A 13,933-nucleotide genomic window follows, 5' to 3' on the forward strand; every position below is an offset into this window, starting at 1 on the left:
TAACCCAGCAGGCCGTGAATGCATCCCGAAATATCCCGCCGGCGCAAGCTGTACCATGAAAACCAGATGTCGGCCGGCAATGACATATCGGCCGGAGCCACTCCGACCTTCCGCTATTGTATCGCCAGCACTCCACGCAGCGGCTCCATCCTTCTGGCACGCATGCTGGCCGGAACAGGGGCTGCAGGCGCTCCGAGAGAGTATCTGAACCCCCTCCTGTTGCGCGCCTGGAGTCGGCTAAACCCCGGCCGCCGCCTTTCGCTCGGCGCCTACATGGCCGAAATCGAAAGCCGAAGAACATCCGGCAACGGCTCGTTCGGAATGAAACTCCACTGGCGGCATGTGAAAAATCTTCTGGCAAGAAACGTCCCTGAAACCGTGGTTAGGCCACTGCTCATGCGTCAAGAGAAGTTCATATTCATCACACGACGCGACAAGTTGCGCCAGGCGATCAGCTACCACATCGCGGAATCGACCGGCGTATTCCACGCGGACCAGCAGGAATGGCTGAAAGACCTGGGTGCCGCCCAGCCGCCACTGTCACCCGAACGGGCGCTGAGGCATCTCGCCGACGTACTGGAAGAAGAGCGCGGCTGGACGGACTTCTTCCGACGTAGCGGAAAACCCTTCCTTCACGTCGAATACGAGGACCTGATTTCCGATTATGCGGAAACGTGCTCCCGAATCATCGGCTTCCTGGGTATCGAAGCCGCCTCCATTCCCGACATGACGCCGCGGATGGAGCATGGTGGTCTGCCGGAGAGGTTCAGAGAGGAGGTCCTGAAAGCCACGGGAATCCGTGCGGAGCAGTTCGATGCGGCATGATGAGCGCATAGCGCGAATCCTGGCGAAACCGACCTATGGGATCCGTGAAGTCCTATGCCGGAAATACCTTTCCGAGGAAATCACAAACCTCGACATCTGGTCTTTGCTATTCGATTGCTTGCTGAAGCAGAACAACCACCGTGAAATCGCGATCCAGTCCAAGAAATTGCTGGCTGCGATTCCGGGAAGCACGGATGCGATGAAGCTGTGCATGGGCGCCCTGATCCGCTCCATGAACATCACTGAAGCCTCGGAGATCGCCCTTACGCTTCCGGACTCATGCGTGACTGGAAACCCCAAGCTGGCCAAGTCCGTCTACTATCTCCGTCTGCTTGCGGCCTTGGATGGTCGCGCGCCCGAACAGCCCGCCGCCTTGATGGACTTGGGCGGTCAGATTGAGACGTTCAACCGCGGCCGCCTGTCTGGCCGTGTCGACGTAGTGTGTTATCTACGTTGCCCATTCCACTATGCGATCCAGAAGGAAATCGCCGGGAACCTGCGCGATAATCGCGTAAACACACTGTTCTCCGACAACATTTGGTTCGCGCTTGCGGCAAAACCGAAGGTGCTGGTCGTCTCCGAAGCGCTCTATACCGAGTTGGAGCCGGTTCGCCGCCATCTGCCCGAATGCCTGATCGTGAATACCCGGCATGGACTGGGTGACAAGAACCATGCAGCCTTGGGCGCATCGCAGTGCGACAGGATTTGTGTTTCGTCGCCTTCGATCGCCGACCTCCTGGCCGAGCAGATGCTGGTTCCCCGCGAAAAAATCTGGGTAACGGGATATCCGCAGATGGACGGCCTATTCCGGACTCGTGCGGCCGGGCCAGGCAAGACGGATAGTCAAGGCGGCAGGAATAAAACAGTACTGTTCGCTCCGACCTTCAATCCCGGCCTGAGTGCGGCAACACTGCTCACGGAAAACCTGGTCCAGTCCATCCGCGGAGACAACACGGACATCCATATCCTGATCCGTCCCCATCCGCATTTGCCGACCAAAGCTCCGGAGTTGATTGCACGCTGGTCGGATGAGGCCGCCATCAACCCCAACGTCGTGCTCGAAACGGATTCGGCGCTGAACCTGATGGACCTCTTCGTCGATGTCGACCTGATGATCTCCGATGTATCCAGCGCCGCGCTCGCCTGGCTCGCGCTTGGCCGCCCGCTGATCTGCCTCGTGAATCGGAATGCGGCGGCGGAGTCGCCGCATTACGCTCCGGATGGCCTGGAATGGCGGATGCTCGAGTGCGCCCATGCGGTCGACGACCCACACGACCTATCCTCGGCTGTACAGGCCGCACTTCAAGGACCGGACGGAATGGCGGAAGACCGGAATAGGTTTGCCGAATATCTGTTCGGCGACCTGAAGGACGGAATGGCCTCGCAACGTACCGCCGGACTCATCATCAACCATCTCAGGGAAAATGCACCATGATCCGCATCTACGCCAAAGGCGTGTTCGACATCATGCACTACGGGCATGTGAACTTCCTGCGCGAAGCGCGTGCGCTCGGCGGCTGGCTGACGGTCGGCGTCAGCCCTGATTCCCGCGCCACGGCGTTGAAGCGAAAACCGATGTTCACGGAAGATCGGCGCGCGGAGGTGATTTCCTCGATACGCTACGTGGACGAGGTCATCACCGATGGCCCGCGCGAAATCACATTGGCATTCATGCGGGAGCATGGATTCCATATCTACGCATTCGGCACTGCCACGGAATCGGAGCGCCAATTCAGACTGGCCGATTGCCGGGAACTGCCCGCCTCGATGATTGTCGAAATTCCCTATACCAACGGCATTTCGACGACACAAATCCGGCAGCTTTTGGCCAACCAATAAGCCCTGGCGGCTTCCTGCCTCAGGGCTTCGGCAGATACAGCAGCGGATCGACCGGCTTGCCGTGCCGGCGGATTTCGAAATGCAGCATGGTGCGTACGCTGCCGGTGGCGCCCATATCGGCGATGTGCTGGCCGGCCTTGACCTTGTCGCCTTCGGCCACCAGACGCCGCGCGTTGTGCGCATAGGCCGAAATCCATTCGTTGTCGTGCTTGACGATCAACAGCTCGCCGTAGCCAATCAGGCCGGCGCCGGAATACACCACCGTGCCGTCGGCCGCGGCCTCGATGCGCTGCCCGGCTTTGCCGGCGATGTCGATGCCCTGGCGGGTCTTGTCGCCGGCCACGAACCGGCCGACCAGCTCGCCCTTGGCCGGCCAGCGCCAGGCGATGTTCGACAACACCGGTGCGGCATCGGCGGAACCGGGCGAAGACTGCACCACGGGTGCCGGACGCGTGCGCGGCCGCGTGTTCGGCAAGGGCGCGGGCTTGCGCGCCAGAGTGCTGTTGTCGGCGTAGGCCGGCGGCGGCGTGAGCCGCAACGTCTGCCCGACGCGGATGGTATAGGGCTCGTCGATGCCGTTCCACAAGGCCAAATCGTGGTAGCTCAAGCCGGCGCGGAACGCGATGCCGAACAGGGTGTCGCCGGCCTGCACGGTATGCGTGCCGGACGCGGCGATGCGTTCGCCGGAACGCACCGGCTTGGCGGCACGCTCACGTTGCTTGTCCTGCACGGTCTGGTAGCCGGATTGGCAGGCCGACAGCAACAGCGCTGAGAGTGCCGCAAGCGCGATGCCGGTCCGGCGCAGGCTCACGCTTTCCAGATCCAATAGGCGGCGACCGCCGCCGCGATCAGCGCCATGGCGGCCCAGCCCAGCCACTCGCTGTAGCGCCGCAAGGCGGCTTCGGCCTTCTCGCCGCCCCAGCGGATGGCCGCCGCCAGCAGGTACAGGCGCTTGCCACGGCCGATGGCCATGCAGGCCAGATACGGCCCGATCGGAATGCCGACGATGCCGGCGGCCCAGGTCACCACCTTCATCGGGATGACCGGCTGCAGCGCGGCGATCACCAGCGCGCCGAGCATGGTCAGCCAGTGCTCGTTCATCTGCGTACGCAGGGTCTGCACCCAGGCGTCGATGCCGGTGCGCATGCCTTCGCTCAACAGCGGGCTGATCGTCTCATAGGCGAAATAGCCGAGGCCGTAGCCGACCAGCGAGCCGGCCAAACCGCCGACCATGCTGATGGTGGCGTAGCGGTAGGCCTGCGTGGGCTTGGCTAGGCACATCGGGCCCATCATCACTTCCGGCATCACCGGGAAGAAGATGGCTTCGATGAAGCTCAGGCCGCCGAGATAGCGTTCGGCGTGCGGATGCGCGGCCCACAGGATGGCGCGCTCGTACAGGTTCTTGAACAGGGCCATCAGAGCACTCCCGGCAACAAGGGCACGAAACTGACCGGACCGAGGTCCTGCTCGAGACTGCGTCCCTCGCGCTTGGCGACGCGCAGCAGCTTCTGTTTGCCGGCCTCGGTGCCGACCGGCGAAATCAGCACGCCCGGATCGTTCAACTGCGCCAGCAACGGCTGCACCAGCATGGGTGCGGCGCAGGTCAGCAGGATGGCGTCGAACGGCCCGTTCTCGGCCCAGCCCAGATTGCCGTCGGCATGCTTGGAGCGGATCAGCTCGTGCAGGTTGAGCGTACGGAAGCGCGGGCGCGCGGTACGCAGCAGTTCCTCGATGCGCTCCACGGTGAACACGCGGATGCCGAGCGAGGCCAGCACCGCGGTCTGGTAGCCAGAACCGGTGCCGATTTCCAGCACGGTGGCCGGCATGCCCTGCTCGATCAGCGCTTCGGTCATCCGCGCCACCACCCACGGCTGCGAGATGGTCTGGGCCTTGCCGATCGGCAAGGCGGTGTCTTCGTAGGCGCGCGAAGCCAAGGCCTCGTCGATGAAGGCGTGCCGCGGCAGCGCGCGCATCACGTTCAGCACGCGCTCGTCGCGGATGCCCTGCTCGCGCAGGCGCTCGACCATCCGGTCGCGGGCGCGCTGCGAGGTCATGCCGACGCCTTTGGCTTCGGGGCGGAGGTCCAGACGGTGGATCATGCGGCGGTTTCTTTGGCCAACTCGCCGACCCAGCCGGCGACCTTGTCCAAGGCCTGGTAGCGGGTCAGATCGACATGGATCGGGGTGATCGACACGAAGCCGGTCTTGATCGCATGGAAATCGGTGCCCGGTCCGCCGTCCATTTCCGGACCGGCCGGACCGATCCACCACATCGGGCGGCCGCGCGGATCGGTCTGCTGCACGCAGGGTTCGGCGCGGTGGCGGTGGCCCAGGCGGGTCACCTCGAAGCCGCGGATCTCATGCCAAGGCAGGTCCGGGATGTTGACGTTGAGGATGGTGTCGGCCGGCAACGGATCGCTGAGCAGACGCTCGATCAGCACGGTGGCCACGCGCACGGCGCTGGCGTAGTGGACCGGGTTGTGGTCCGGGCTGGCGCAGCTGAGCGCGATGGCCGGCAGACCCAGGCAACGGCCTTCCATCGCGGCGGCCACGGTGCCGGAATAGATCACGTCGTCGCCCAGATTGGCGGTGTTGTTGATGCCGGATAGCACGATGTCCGGATCTTCCGGCAACAGGCCGGCCAATGCCAGATGCACGCAGTCGGTCGGCGTGCCGGTCACGCTGATGCGGTTTTCGGCCAAGGACCGGGCGCGGATCGGCGAGCCCAGGGTCAGGGAATTGGAGGCGCCGGAGCGGTCGCGGTCGGGCGCGACGATGAAAAGCTGGTGTCCGGCCGCGGCCAGGCCGTCGGCCAGGGCGATGATGCCCGGTGCCTCGATGCCGTCGTCGTTGCTGATGAGGATGCGCATCCCTGAATGATAGCAATTTTGGCCCGGCCATGAACGTCGGAACGGCATCGGCGGGCCGGATTGACTTGCCTGCCGGCGGCCTTTCTAATGGCAACACCGCCACCTGACGCATTGCCATGAAACGATCGCTGTCCGCCGCCCTGCTGTCGCTTTCGTTTCTTGCCGGCGGCGCGAATGCCGGCACCTTCACCGATTACGGCGGCTTCGGCAAATACAAGCGCAGTCTGGCCGACGGCGGCGGCTGCGTCAGCGGCACGGTCGGCTCGACCATTCCCGGCAGGAACTACAACGTCATCGTCAATTTCGCGGCACGCCGGTTCAGCGACAAGGCCGAGTTCAACAAAGCCTATTTCGGCTTCACCACGCTCGATAAAAAACACGGCATCGACGCCGGCACGCTGCGCGCCGGCGCGTTCATGCTGTGCCTGGAGCCGGGCGAATACGACATCATCGGCATCGAGATGCTGCGCGCGGCCAGCAGCCGGAAAATCCGCCTGCCGTTCACGGTCGAAGCCGGCAAGAACCGCTACCTCGGCAGCCTGGTGTTCCACAGCGATCCGGTACATATACTTCGCTGCAGCGGATTGCCGAACCCCAGCGGAGTCGAGATCCAGGACCGCTTCGCGCGCGACCTGCCCCTGATCATGGCGCTCAAAGGCGCGATTGCGCCGGAGCCGGCCCTGCTCGATGCCGGACAAGGCCTGCCCTACTTCTTCGGTTGCCCGGACGCCGGCGGCTGATCGGCGCGCCACGCGCTTTGCTATCATGGCCGGCATGAGCAAGAAGCCGGCCCCGCCCCCGATCGCCCCCGAAGACAGCGAGCTGTTCCGCGAGGCCATCGGTCCGGTCATCGTGCATCGGCATACCGAAAGCCGGCTGCAGAAAGCCAAGCCCAAGCCGCGCGCGCGCATGTTCGAGCGTGACGAGCTCGAGGCTCTGCTGCAGTCGCGGCGCATGGGCGAAGCCGAGGCGCTCTTGCTCGGCAACGAACCGCTGCTGTTCCAAGGCCCGAAAGTGGACGCCCGGCTGATGCGCACGCTGAAATCCGGCGGCATCCGCATCGACGCCGAATTCGATCTGCACGGCATGACCGCACTGGACGCCGAACGCTGGCTCAAGCAGTTCCTGCTCGACGCCTACAAGGAAGGCCTGCACTGCATCCGCATCATCCACGGCAAGGGTTCGCGCTCGGAAGCCGGGCCGGTGCTGATGAACGTGGTCGACAAGGTACTGCGGCACCAGGGCCGCGTGCTGGCGTTCTGCAGCGCACCGCAGAACCAGGGCGGCGCCGGCGCCGCCTTGGTTCTGCTCGAATGACTCCACCCAAACCATAAGGAACGCCGCCATGTCGCATCGCCATCCGGAACGCCATAAAACCGAACACATCGGCTGGCTGCGCGCCGCCGTGCTCGGCGCCAACGACGGCATCGTGTCCACCGCCAGCCTGATCCTGGGCGTGGCGGCCGCCGGCGGCGGCAAGGAACCGGTGCTCGTGGCCGGCGTGGCCGGCCTGGTCGCCGGCGCCATGTCGATGGCGGCCGGCGAATACGTTTCGGTGCACTCGCAGTCCGATACCGAAAAAGCCGACATCGCCAAGGAAACCCGCGAACTGGAAACCGACCCCGACGGCGAGCTGCGCGAGCTGACCGGCATCTACATGCAACGCGGTCTGTCGCCGGAATTGGCCAGGCAGGTGGCGGTGGAACTGACCGCGCACGACGCGCTCGGCGCGCACGCCCGCGACGAACTCGGCATCTCCGAGGCCTTCAGCGCCCGGCCGGTGCAGGCCGCGCTGTCCTCGGCCGCCAGCTTCGCGGCCGGCGCGGTGCTGCCGCTGCTGATTGCCTGGCTGGTGCCGACCGATTCGATGGTCTGGACGGTGGCGGCCAGCACCGCCGTATTCCTGGCCCTGCTCGGCGCGGTGGCCGCACGCACCGGCGGCGCCGATATGGGCAAAGGCGCCTGGCGCGTGTTGTTCTGGGGCGTGTTGGCGATGGCCGCGACCTGGGGGGTGGGCAGCCTGTTCGGCGTCGGCGTGGCTTAAGCGAACTCGCCCAATTCGGCCAACACCGCGGTGGCGTAGGCGCCCGGCGGCAGTTCGAAACGCAGTTCCAGCGTATTGGCGTCGAGCAGGCGCCAAGCCAGATTTTTCGGCAGCAGACGCAATGCGCGCCGCTCCTGGCGCAGATCGGCTTTCTCCAGCCCCTTGCACAGCTGCGGTTGCCAGTCGGCCAGTTGCGCCTCCAGTTCCCTTACCGCGCCTTGGCTGCGGAGGTCGCCGGCGCCCCACAACGGGCCGGTCGGATGGATGTCGAGCGCGGCGCAGCGCGCGGCGATGGCCTCGTCCAGCGGCTCAGGGCCGAAGATGCTTTTGCTGCCGTCCAGCATCCAGACCTCGCCGTCCAGCGGCGTGTTCCAGTTGCCAGCCGAGACCCGCTGCGCCAACACGTGGTTGAACAGATAGGAACGCGCCGCCGACAGGTAGATCGAACGCTTGGCGCGGTCCACGCGCCGGCCTTCGAACATGCCCAACGCCTTGCCGACGTTGGCCTGTTCCATGCCGAAACGCTGCTCGCCGAAATAGTTCGGCACGCCGTGGGCCTTGAGCGCCTGCAAAGCCGCTTCCAGCGCCGGCAGATCGCCTTCCAGCTCGCGTAGCACCAGGGTGAAACGGTTGCCGTCCAGGGCGCCGCGCGCCAGCTTGCGGTTGTGCCAGGCGGCGTCCAGCACCGTGCATTCGTCATCGTCGAGCAGGGCCGTATCCGGCGCGGTCTTCTTCGGCAGGCGCACCGAAAAGCGCTGGGTGGTGACCGCATGGCGGTCCTTCAGGCCGGCGTAGGACACGTCGCGCACGTCGATGCCGGCCCAGCGCGCGATGCGCTCGGCGCAGAACGCGGTGTTCATGCCGCGTTTGCGTACGGTCAACAGCAGATGCTCGCCCTCGCCGGTCGCTTCGAACGCCGGCAGCTCCTCGACGATGAAATCCTCGGGAACGCTGCGGATGCGCCCGCGGAAGGCGGGCGCGCTCAAGGCACGGGGCTGGTTCATCGTGTTTCCAGAAGGACCGTGGCCTGGGCCGCGATGCCCTCGCCGCGGCCGGTGAAGCCGAGTTTTTCGGTGGTGGTGGCCTTGACCGACAGACGGTCGACATCGACGCCCATCACCTCGGCCAGACGCGCGCGCATGGCCGGCACGTGTGGATTGATCTTGGGCGCCTCGCAGATCACGGTCATGTCGGCGTTGCCGAGCTCATGGCCGCGAGCGCGCACCATCGCCATCACCTGCGACAGCAGCTCGGTGCTGTCGGCGCCCTTCCAGCGCGCGTCGGACGGCGGGAAATGCACGCCGATGTCGCCCAGCGCCAGCGCGCCCAGCAGGGCGTCGCACAGGGCGTGGATCAGCACATCGCCGTCGGAATGCGCCAGCAGCGCGCGGCTGTGCGCGATGCGCACGCCGCCGATGATGACCTGGTCGCCGCCGGTGAAGGCGTGCACGTCGAAGCCGCTGCCGATGCGCATCAGCGTGCTCCCCGCGCGGCCAGGATGGCTTCGGCGAAGGCGAAATCGTCCGGCAGGGTGACCTTGATGTTGTCGTCGGCGCCTTCCACCAGCAACGGCGACAGGCCCAGGCGTTCCATGGCGGAACTCTCGTCGGTGATCACGGCATTCTCCTGCGCGGCGTGCTGCAGCGCCCGGCGCAGGCTGCGTGCGGGAAACAGCTGCGGGGTGAACGCGCGCCAAAGCGGCGTGCGGTCGAGCGTGCCCTGCACTTGGGCGTCGGCGTCGGCGCGCTTCACGGTGTCCTTCATGCGCCCGGCCAGCAGGCCGCCGACCGGATGCGCGGTGGCCGACTCGATCAACCGATGCAGGTCCTCGACGCGCAGGCAGGGCCGTGCGGCATCATGCACCAAGGCCCAATCATCCGAAGCCAAGCCCGCTTCGGCCAAAGCATCCAGCGCGGCCAGCACGCTGTCGCGGCGCTCGGCGCCGCCGAGGCAGGTGCGCAGCGGTTTGTTGCGCCAGTGCGTGATATCGTCCCAACGCCGGTCGTCGGGCGCCAAAGCCAGCATCAGACCGTCGATGTCCGGATGCGCGGCCAGCACGTCCATGGCGTATTCGATCATCGGACGGCCCAGCAGGGGCCGGTATTGCTTGGGTAGCGCCGAACCCGAGCGCGAGCCGGTGCCGGCGGCCGGCAGGATGGCCCAGATCACGGCGACTCCTCTCCGGCCTCGGTTTTTGCCGGCTGCAGGCGTTTGTCCGGATCGATCACCCGGTAGAAGGTCTCGCCCGGCTTGATCATGCCCATCTCGTTGCGGGCGCGCTCTTCCACCGCGTCCACGCCGGACTTCAGATCCTTCACTTCCGCCGCCAACGCCTTGTTGCGGCGCAGCAGTTCGCCATTTTCGGTCTTCTGCGCCGCCACCTGGCTGCGCAATTCGACCACCTGCCGCCAGTTACCCTGGCCGAACCACAGCTTGGCCTGCAGCAGCGCCAGCACGGCGGCCAGCACCACGAACGGCCAGAGGCGGCGGTTCAGGGTCTCCATGAGCTCAGCGGTTCAGGCTCACGAACGCGCCGCGGCCGGCGTAGCGCGCTTTGGCGCCCAGCGCCTGTTCGATGCGCAGCAGCTGGTTGTACTTGGCCACGCGGTCGCTGCGGCACAGCGAGCCGGTCTTGATCTGGGTGGCGGTGGTGGCCACCGCGATATCGGCGATGGTGGTGTCTTCGGTTTCGCCCGAGCGGTGCGAGACGATGGCGGCGTAGCGGTTGGCATCGGCCATGGCGATCGCCTGCAGGGTTTCGGTCAGCGTGCCGATCTGGTTGACCTTGATCAGGATGGCGTTGGCCACCTGCTGGTCGATGCCGTCCTGGAAGATCTTCGGATTGGTCACGAACAGGTCGTCGCCGACCAGTTGCACTTTCTTGCCGATCGACTGCGTCAGCAGTTTCCAGCCGGCCCAATCGTCCTCGGCCATGCCGTCTTCGATGGTGATGATCGGGTACTTGCGGCTCCAGTCGGTCAGGAACTCGGCGAACTGCTCGGAGCTCAGGCGCTTGCCCTCGCCCAACAGGTTGTATTTACCGTTCTCGAAGAACTCGGTGCTGGCCACGTCCAGGCCCAGCAGCACGTCGTCACCGGCGGTGTAGCCGGCTTTGGCGATGGCTTCCAGGATGGTCTCCAGCGCCTCTTCGTTGGAGCGCAGGTCGGGGGCGAAGCCGCCCTCGTCGCCGACCGCCGTGCTCAGGCCGCGGCCCTTCAGCACCGACTTCAGGCTGTGGAAGATCTCGGTACCGGCGCGCAGCGCCTCCGAGAACGAATCGAAGCCGACCGGCAGCACCATGAACTCCTGCATGTCGACGTTGTTGTCGGCATGCGCGCCGCCGTTGATGATGTTCATCATCGGCACCGGCAGCGACACCTCGCGGCCGCCAGCCAGATAGGCCCACAGCGGCAGGTTCTTGGCGGCGGCGGCGGCGTGCGCGGCGGCCATCGACACGCCCAGCAACGCGTTGGCGCCCAGCCGGGCCTTGTTCTCGGTGCCGTCCAAGTTGATCAGGCGTTGGTCCAGGCCGTTCTGGTCGAACACGTCGAAACCAGCCAAAGCCTTGGCGATTTCGGTGTTGACGTTGTCGACCGCCTTGCGCACACCCTTGCCCAGGTAGCGGGTCTTGTCGCCGTCGCGCAGCTCGATGGCTTCTTTCGAGCCGGTGGACGCGCCCGAGGGCACGGCGGCGCGGCCGACATGGCCGGAGGCCAAGGTCACTTCGGCTTCGAGGGTCGGATTGCCGCGGCTATCGAGGATTTCGCGGGCGATGATCGATTGGATGGTGGTCATGATGTCGGCTCGGACTCGTGGATAGGGTATGAATCGTGGGTGTGCGGAAGTTACAGCGTGTCTTCCAGGAAACCGCCGGCCTTGGCGACGCGGTCGATCTGCACCAGGCTTTCCAGCAACGCCTTCATCTTCGGCAGCGGCCAGGCGTTCGGGCCGTCGCTCAGCGCCACGTCCGGATTCGGATGGGTTTCCATGAAGATGCCGGCGATGCCGACCGCCATCGCCGCGCGCGAGAGCACCGGCACGAACTGGCGCTGGCCGCCGGACTTGCCGTCGGCACCGCCCGGCAGCTGCACCGAATGCGTGGCGTCGAACACCACCGGGCAGCCGGTGTCGCGCATCACGCTCAACGAGCGCATGTCGGACACCAGATTGTTGTAGCCGAAGCTGGCGCCGCGTTCGCAGACCATGATCTGGGTGTTGCCGGTGGCCAACGCCTTGGCCGCCACGTGCTTCATCTCCCACGGCGACAGGAACTGGCCTTTCTTGATGTTCACCGGCCGGCCGGCCGAGGCCACCTTCTGGATGAAATCGGTCTGCCTGCACAGGAAGGCCGGGGTCTGCAGCACGTCGACCACCGAAGCGACCTCGTCCATCGGGGTGTATTCATGCACGTCGGTCAGCACCGGCACGCCGAGTTGGCGCTTCACTTCCGACAGCACCTTCAGGCCCTCTTCCAGGCCGGGGCCGCGGAAGCTGGTGCCGGAGGTACGGTTGGCTTTATCGAAACTCGATTTGAAGATGAAGGGAATGCCGAGCGCCGAGGTGATCTCCTTGAGCTGGCCGGCGGTATCGAGCTGCAGCTGCAGCGACTCGATCACGCACGGACCGGCGATCAGGAAGAAGGGTTGCTCGAGGCCGACCTCGAATCCGCACAGTTTCATCGGCTTATCCTTGCGTGTGGCGCGCTTTGGCGTGGCGGGCGGCTTCGATGAAGCCGGTGAACAGCGGATGCCCGTAACGCGGGGTGGACAGGAACTCCGGATGCGCCTGGCAGGCCAGGAACCACGGATGCGACGGAATCTCGACCATCTCCACCAGCAGGCCGTCCATCGACTGCGCCGAGATGGTCATGCCGGCCTGCTCCACCGCCTCGCGGTAGGCGTTGTTGAATTCATAGCGGTGGCGGTGGCGTTCGGCCACCACCTCCTGGCCGTAGAGTTTATGGGCCAACGTGCCCGGCTTCAGGCGGCATTCCTGCAGACCCAGACGCATGGTGCCGCCCAGGTCGGAATCGGCGCTGCGGCGTTCGATTTCGCCCGAGGCGGTGCGCCATTCGGTGATCAGCGCGATGGCCGGATCGGCGCAGTGGCGGTCGATCTCGGTGGTGTTGGCGCCCGGCAGGCCGGCTTTGTGGCGCAGCACGTCGACCACCGCGGCCTGCATGCCGTAGCAGATGCCGAAATACGGCACGCCGTGTTCGCGCGCGTATTTGGAGGTCAGCACCTTGCCTTCGAAGCCGCGGTCGCCGAATCCGCCCGGCACCAGGATACCGTCGACGCCGGCCAGCACCGACACGCCGTCGGTCTCGACCTGTTCGGATTCCAGCCACTTCAGGCGCACGCGCGTGCGCTGGCGCAGGCCGCCGTGGCGCAGCGCCTCGCCGATCGACTTGTAGGCGTCCTGGTGGTCGACGTACTTGCCGACCACGGCGATAGTGACCTCGTCGACCGGATGCTCGACCGCGTCGACCACCGCCTGCCACTCATGCAGGTCGGCCGGACCGACCTTGTCCTCCAGCCGCAGGCGGCGGATGGCGATCTCGTCCAGGCCCTGCTCGTGCAGGAACAGCGGCAGTTTGTAGATGGTATCGACGTCCAGGCAGCTGATCACCGCCTCTTCCGGCACGTTGGTGAACAGCGCGATCTTGCGCCGGTCGCCGTCCGGCAGCGGGTGTTCGCTGCGGCACAGCAGGATGTCGGGCTGGATGCCGATCGAGCGCAGCTCCTTGACCGAGTGCTGGGTCGGCTTGGTCTTCAGCTCGCCGGCGGCGGCGATATACGGCACCAGGGTAAGGTGCAGGAAGATGGCCCGGTCCGGACCGCGCTCGCTGCGGATCTGGCGGATGGCTTCCAGGAACGGCAGCGACTCGATGTCGCCGACCGTGCCGCCGATCTCGACCAGGCCGACGTCGAAGCCTTCGGTGGCGGTGTAGATGGCGTGTTTGATCTCGTCGGTGACGTGCGGAATGACCTGCACGGTGCCGCCGAGGTAATCGCCGCGGCGCTCCTTGCGGATCACGTTGTCGTAGATGCGGCCGGTGGTGATCGAGTTGCGGCGGGTCAGGTGCGTGCGCACGAAGCGCTCATAATGACCGAGGTCGAGGTCGGTCTCGGCGCCGTCGTCAGTCACGTAGACCTCGCCGTGCTGGAACGGCGACATGGTGCCCGGATCCACGTTCAGGTAGGGATCCAGCTTCATCATGGTGATTTTGAGGCCGCGGGCCTCGAGGATGGCGGCCAAGGACGCGGCAGCGATGCCTTTGCCCAGGGAAGAGACCACACCGCCGGTAACGAAGATTAAACGCGTCATGGGAAAAGGGGGCGTTGGAAAGCACCATT

At 65.6% G+C, this 13,933-nt stretch carries 17 protein-coding genes; 6 read left to right on the forward strand and 11 right to left on the reverse strand.

Going from position 1 to position 13,933, the window contains the following annotated elements; translation table 11 throughout:
- The first annotated feature begins 18 nt into the window (after window positions 1-18).
- The 3 genes from IEV56_RS01600 to IEV56_RS01610 are packed head-to-tail and all read left to right on the forward strand — an operon-like array spanning window position 19 to window position 2,664.
- Entirely contained in the window at window positions 19-825 is an 807-nt protein-coding gene (locus IEV56_RS01600; RefSeq protein ID WP_188447045.1) for a Stf0 family sulfotransferase, read from the forward strand.
- Window positions 815-2,260, forward strand: a complete 1,446-nt coding sequence (locus tag IEV56_RS01605) for a CDP-glycerol glycerophosphotransferase family protein (RefSeq protein ID WP_188447047.1) — start codon at window positions 815-817, stop codon at window positions 2,258-2,260. The genes IEV56_RS01600 and IEV56_RS01605 overlap by 11 nt, the downstream gene beginning before the upstream one ends.
- Window positions 2,257-2,664: an FAD synthase family protein gene (locus IEV56_RS01610; protein WP_188447049.1), complete on the forward strand. Its 408-nt coding sequence runs from the start codon at window positions 2,257-2,259 to the stop codon at window positions 2,662-2,664. The genes IEV56_RS01605 and IEV56_RS01610 overlap by 4 nt, the downstream gene beginning before the upstream one ends.
- A 19-nt stretch (window positions 2,665-2,683) precedes the next feature.
- On the opposite strand, the gene IEV56_RS01615 is transcribed toward IEV56_RS01610, so the two are convergent.
- The 4 genes from IEV56_RS01615 to surE are packed head-to-tail and all read right to left on the reverse strand — an operon-like array spanning window position 2,684 to window position 5,533.
- Window positions 2,684-3,475, reverse strand: a complete 792-nt coding sequence (locus IEV56_RS01615) for a peptidoglycan DD-metalloendopeptidase family protein (protein ID WP_229730130.1) — start codon at window positions 3,473-3,475, stop codon at window positions 2,684-2,686.
- Window positions 3,472-4,080 (reverse strand): YqaA family protein, encoded by a 609-nt coding sequence (locus IEV56_RS01620; RefSeq protein WP_188447053.1) that lies wholly within the window; start codon window positions 4,078-4,080, stop codon window positions 3,472-3,474. The genes IEV56_RS01615 and IEV56_RS01620 overlap by 4 nt, the downstream gene beginning before the upstream one ends.
- Window positions 4,080-4,763: a protein-L-isoaspartate(D-aspartate) O-methyltransferase gene (locus IEV56_RS01625; RefSeq protein ID WP_188447055.1), complete on the reverse strand. Its 684-nt coding sequence runs from the start codon at window positions 4,761-4,763 to the stop codon at window positions 4,080-4,082. The genes IEV56_RS01620 and IEV56_RS01625 overlap by 1 nt, the downstream gene beginning before the upstream one ends.
- The gene (surE, locus tag IEV56_RS01630) at window positions 4,760-5,533 is read right to left on the reverse strand and encodes a 5'/3'-nucleotidase SurE (RefSeq protein ID WP_188447057.1); all 774 of its coding nucleotides are present in this window, start codon (window positions 5,531-5,533) and stop codon (window positions 4,760-4,762) included. Before surE ends, IEV56_RS01625 begins: the two co-directional genes overlap by 4 nt.
- A gap of 116 nt (window positions 5,534-5,649) precedes the next feature.
- Here surE and IEV56_RS01635 point away from each other — a divergent pair, with 116 nt between their 5' ends.
- From IEV56_RS01635 to IEV56_RS01645, 3 genes are read left to right on the forward strand one after another with little or no spacing between them, the layout of a single operon-like run.
- On the forward strand, window positions 5,650-6,273 hold the full coding sequence (locus tag IEV56_RS01635) for a hypothetical protein (RefSeq protein ID WP_188447059.1): 624 nt from the start codon (window positions 5,650-5,652) through the stop codon (window positions 6,271-6,273).
- A 34-nt stretch (window positions 6,274-6,307) separates the two neighbouring features.
- On the forward strand, window positions 6,308-6,850 hold the full coding sequence (locus IEV56_RS01640) for a Smr/MutS family protein (protein ID WP_188447061.1): 543 nt from the start codon (window positions 6,308-6,310) through the stop codon (window positions 6,848-6,850).
- 28 nt (window positions 6,851-6,878) lie between these two features.
- Window positions 6,879-7,577 carry a VIT1/CCC1 transporter family protein gene (locus IEV56_RS01645; RefSeq protein ID WP_188447063.1) on the forward strand — a complete coding sequence of 233 codons (699 nt, stop codon included), beginning with the start codon at window positions 6,879-6,881 and terminating at the stop codon, window positions 7,575-7,577.
- Here the strand turns inward: IEV56_RS01645 and truD are convergent.
- Genes truD through pyrG form a run of 7 tightly spaced genes read right to left on the reverse strand, consistent with a single transcriptional unit; the run spans window position 7,574 to window position 13,904 of the window.
- Complete coding sequence (gene truD, locus IEV56_RS01650; protein WP_188447065.1) at window positions 7,574-8,581, reverse strand: tRNA pseudouridine(13) synthase TruD; 1,008 nt, start codon at window positions 8,579-8,581, stop codon at window positions 7,574-7,576. The genes IEV56_RS01645 and truD overlap by 4 nt on opposite strands.
- Window positions 8,578-9,051 carry a 2-C-methyl-D-erythritol 2,4-cyclodiphosphate synthase gene (gene ispF, locus IEV56_RS01655; RefSeq protein WP_308419386.1) on the reverse strand — a complete coding sequence of 158 codons (474 nt, stop codon included), beginning with the start codon at window positions 9,049-9,051 and terminating at the stop codon, window positions 8,578-8,580. The genes truD and ispF overlap by 4 nt, the downstream gene beginning before the upstream one ends.
- On the reverse strand, window positions 9,051-9,746 hold the full coding sequence (ispD, locus tag IEV56_RS01660) for a 2-C-methyl-D-erythritol 4-phosphate cytidylyltransferase (RefSeq protein ID WP_188447067.1): 696 nt from the start codon (window positions 9,744-9,746) through the stop codon (window positions 9,051-9,053). Before ispD ends, ispF begins: the two co-directional genes overlap by 1 nt.
- On the reverse strand, window positions 9,743-10,081 hold the full coding sequence (ftsB, locus tag IEV56_RS01665; RefSeq protein WP_188447069.1) for a cell division protein FtsB: 339 nt from the start codon (window positions 10,079-10,081) through the stop codon (window positions 9,743-9,745). Before ftsB ends, ispD begins: the two co-directional genes overlap by 4 nt.
- A gap of 4 nt (window positions 10,082-10,085) precedes the next feature.
- On the reverse strand, window positions 10,086-11,372 hold the full coding sequence (gene eno, locus IEV56_RS01670; protein WP_188447071.1) for a phosphopyruvate hydratase: 1,287 nt from the start codon (window positions 11,370-11,372) through the stop codon (window positions 10,086-10,088).
- A gap of 50 nt (window positions 11,373-11,422) precedes the next feature.
- Entirely contained in the window at window positions 11,423-12,256 is an 834-nt protein-coding gene (gene kdsA, locus IEV56_RS01675; protein ID WP_188447074.1) for a 3-deoxy-8-phosphooctulonate synthase, read from the reverse strand.
- 4 nt (window positions 12,257-12,260) lie between these two features.
- Entirely contained in the window at window positions 12,261-13,904 is a 1,644-nt protein-coding gene (pyrG, locus tag IEV56_RS01680) for a CTP synthase (RefSeq protein WP_188447075.1), read from the reverse strand.
- Window positions 13,905-13,933 lie beyond the last annotated feature (29 nt).

Source organism: Arenimonas maotaiensis (genome assembly GCF_014638745.1).
Taxonomy (GTDB): domain Bacteria; phylum Pseudomonadota; class Gammaproteobacteria; order Xanthomonadales; family Xanthomonadaceae; genus Arenimonas; species Arenimonas maotaiensis.

Excerpts from the sequence above, each read along its gene's own strand:
- IEV56_RS01635 (WP_188447059.1), top strand. The coding sequence starts at position 5,650 with ATGAAACGATCGCTGTCCGCCGCCCTGCTGTCGCTTTCGTTTCTTGCC.
- IEV56_RS01645 (WP_188447063.1), top strand. The coding sequence starts at position 6,879 with ATGTCGCATCGCCATCCGGAACGCCATAAAACCGAACACATCGGCTGG.
- IEV56_RS01620 (WP_188447053.1), bottom strand. The coding sequence starts at position 4,080 with ATGGCCCTGTTCAAGAACCTGTACGAGCGCGCCATCCTGTGGGCCGCG.
- IEV56_RS01640 (WP_188447061.1), top strand. The coding sequence starts at position 6,308 with ATGAGCAAGAAGCCGGCCCCGCCCCCGATCGCCCCCGAAGACAGCGAG.
- IEV56_RS01600 (WP_188447045.1), top strand. The coding sequence starts at position 19 with ATGCATCCCGAAATATCCCGCCGGCGCAAGCTGTACCATGAAAACCAG.
- IEV56_RS01605 (WP_188447047.1), top strand. The coding sequence starts at position 815 with ATGCGGCATGATGAGCGCATAGCGCGAATCCTGGCGAAACCGACCTAT.
- eno (WP_188447071.1), bottom strand. The coding sequence starts at position 11,372 with ATGACCACCATCCAATCGATCATCGCCCGCGAAATCCTCGATAGCCGC.
- truD (WP_188447065.1), bottom strand. The coding sequence starts at position 8,581 with ATGAACCAGCCCCGTGCCTTGAGCGCGCCCGCCTTCCGCGGGCGCATC.
- kdsA (WP_188447074.1), bottom strand. The coding sequence starts at position 12,256 with ATGAAACTGTGCGGATTCGAGGTCGGCCTCGAGCAACCCTTCTTCCTG.
- ftsB (WP_188447069.1), bottom strand. The coding sequence starts at position 10,081 with ATGGAGACCCTGAACCGCCGCCTCTGGCCGTTCGTGGTGCTGGCCGCC.
- ispF (WP_308419386.1), bottom strand. The coding sequence starts at position 9,051 with ATGCGCATCGGCAGCGGCTTCGACGTGCACGCCTTCACCGGCGGCGAC.
- pyrG (WP_188447075.1), bottom strand. The coding sequence starts at position 13,904 with ATGACGCGTTTAATCTTCGTTACCGGCGGTGTGGTCTCTTCCCTGGGC.
- IEV56_RS01610 (WP_188447049.1), top strand. The coding sequence starts at position 2,257 with ATGATCCGCATCTACGCCAAAGGCGTGTTCGACATCATGCACTACGGG.
- surE (WP_188447057.1), bottom strand. The coding sequence starts at position 5,533 with ATGCGCATCCTCATCAGCAACGACGACGGCATCGAGGCACCGGGCATC.
- IEV56_RS01625 (WP_188447055.1), bottom strand. The coding sequence starts at position 4,763 with ATGATCCACCGTCTGGACCTCCGCCCCGAAGCCAAAGGCGTCGGCATG.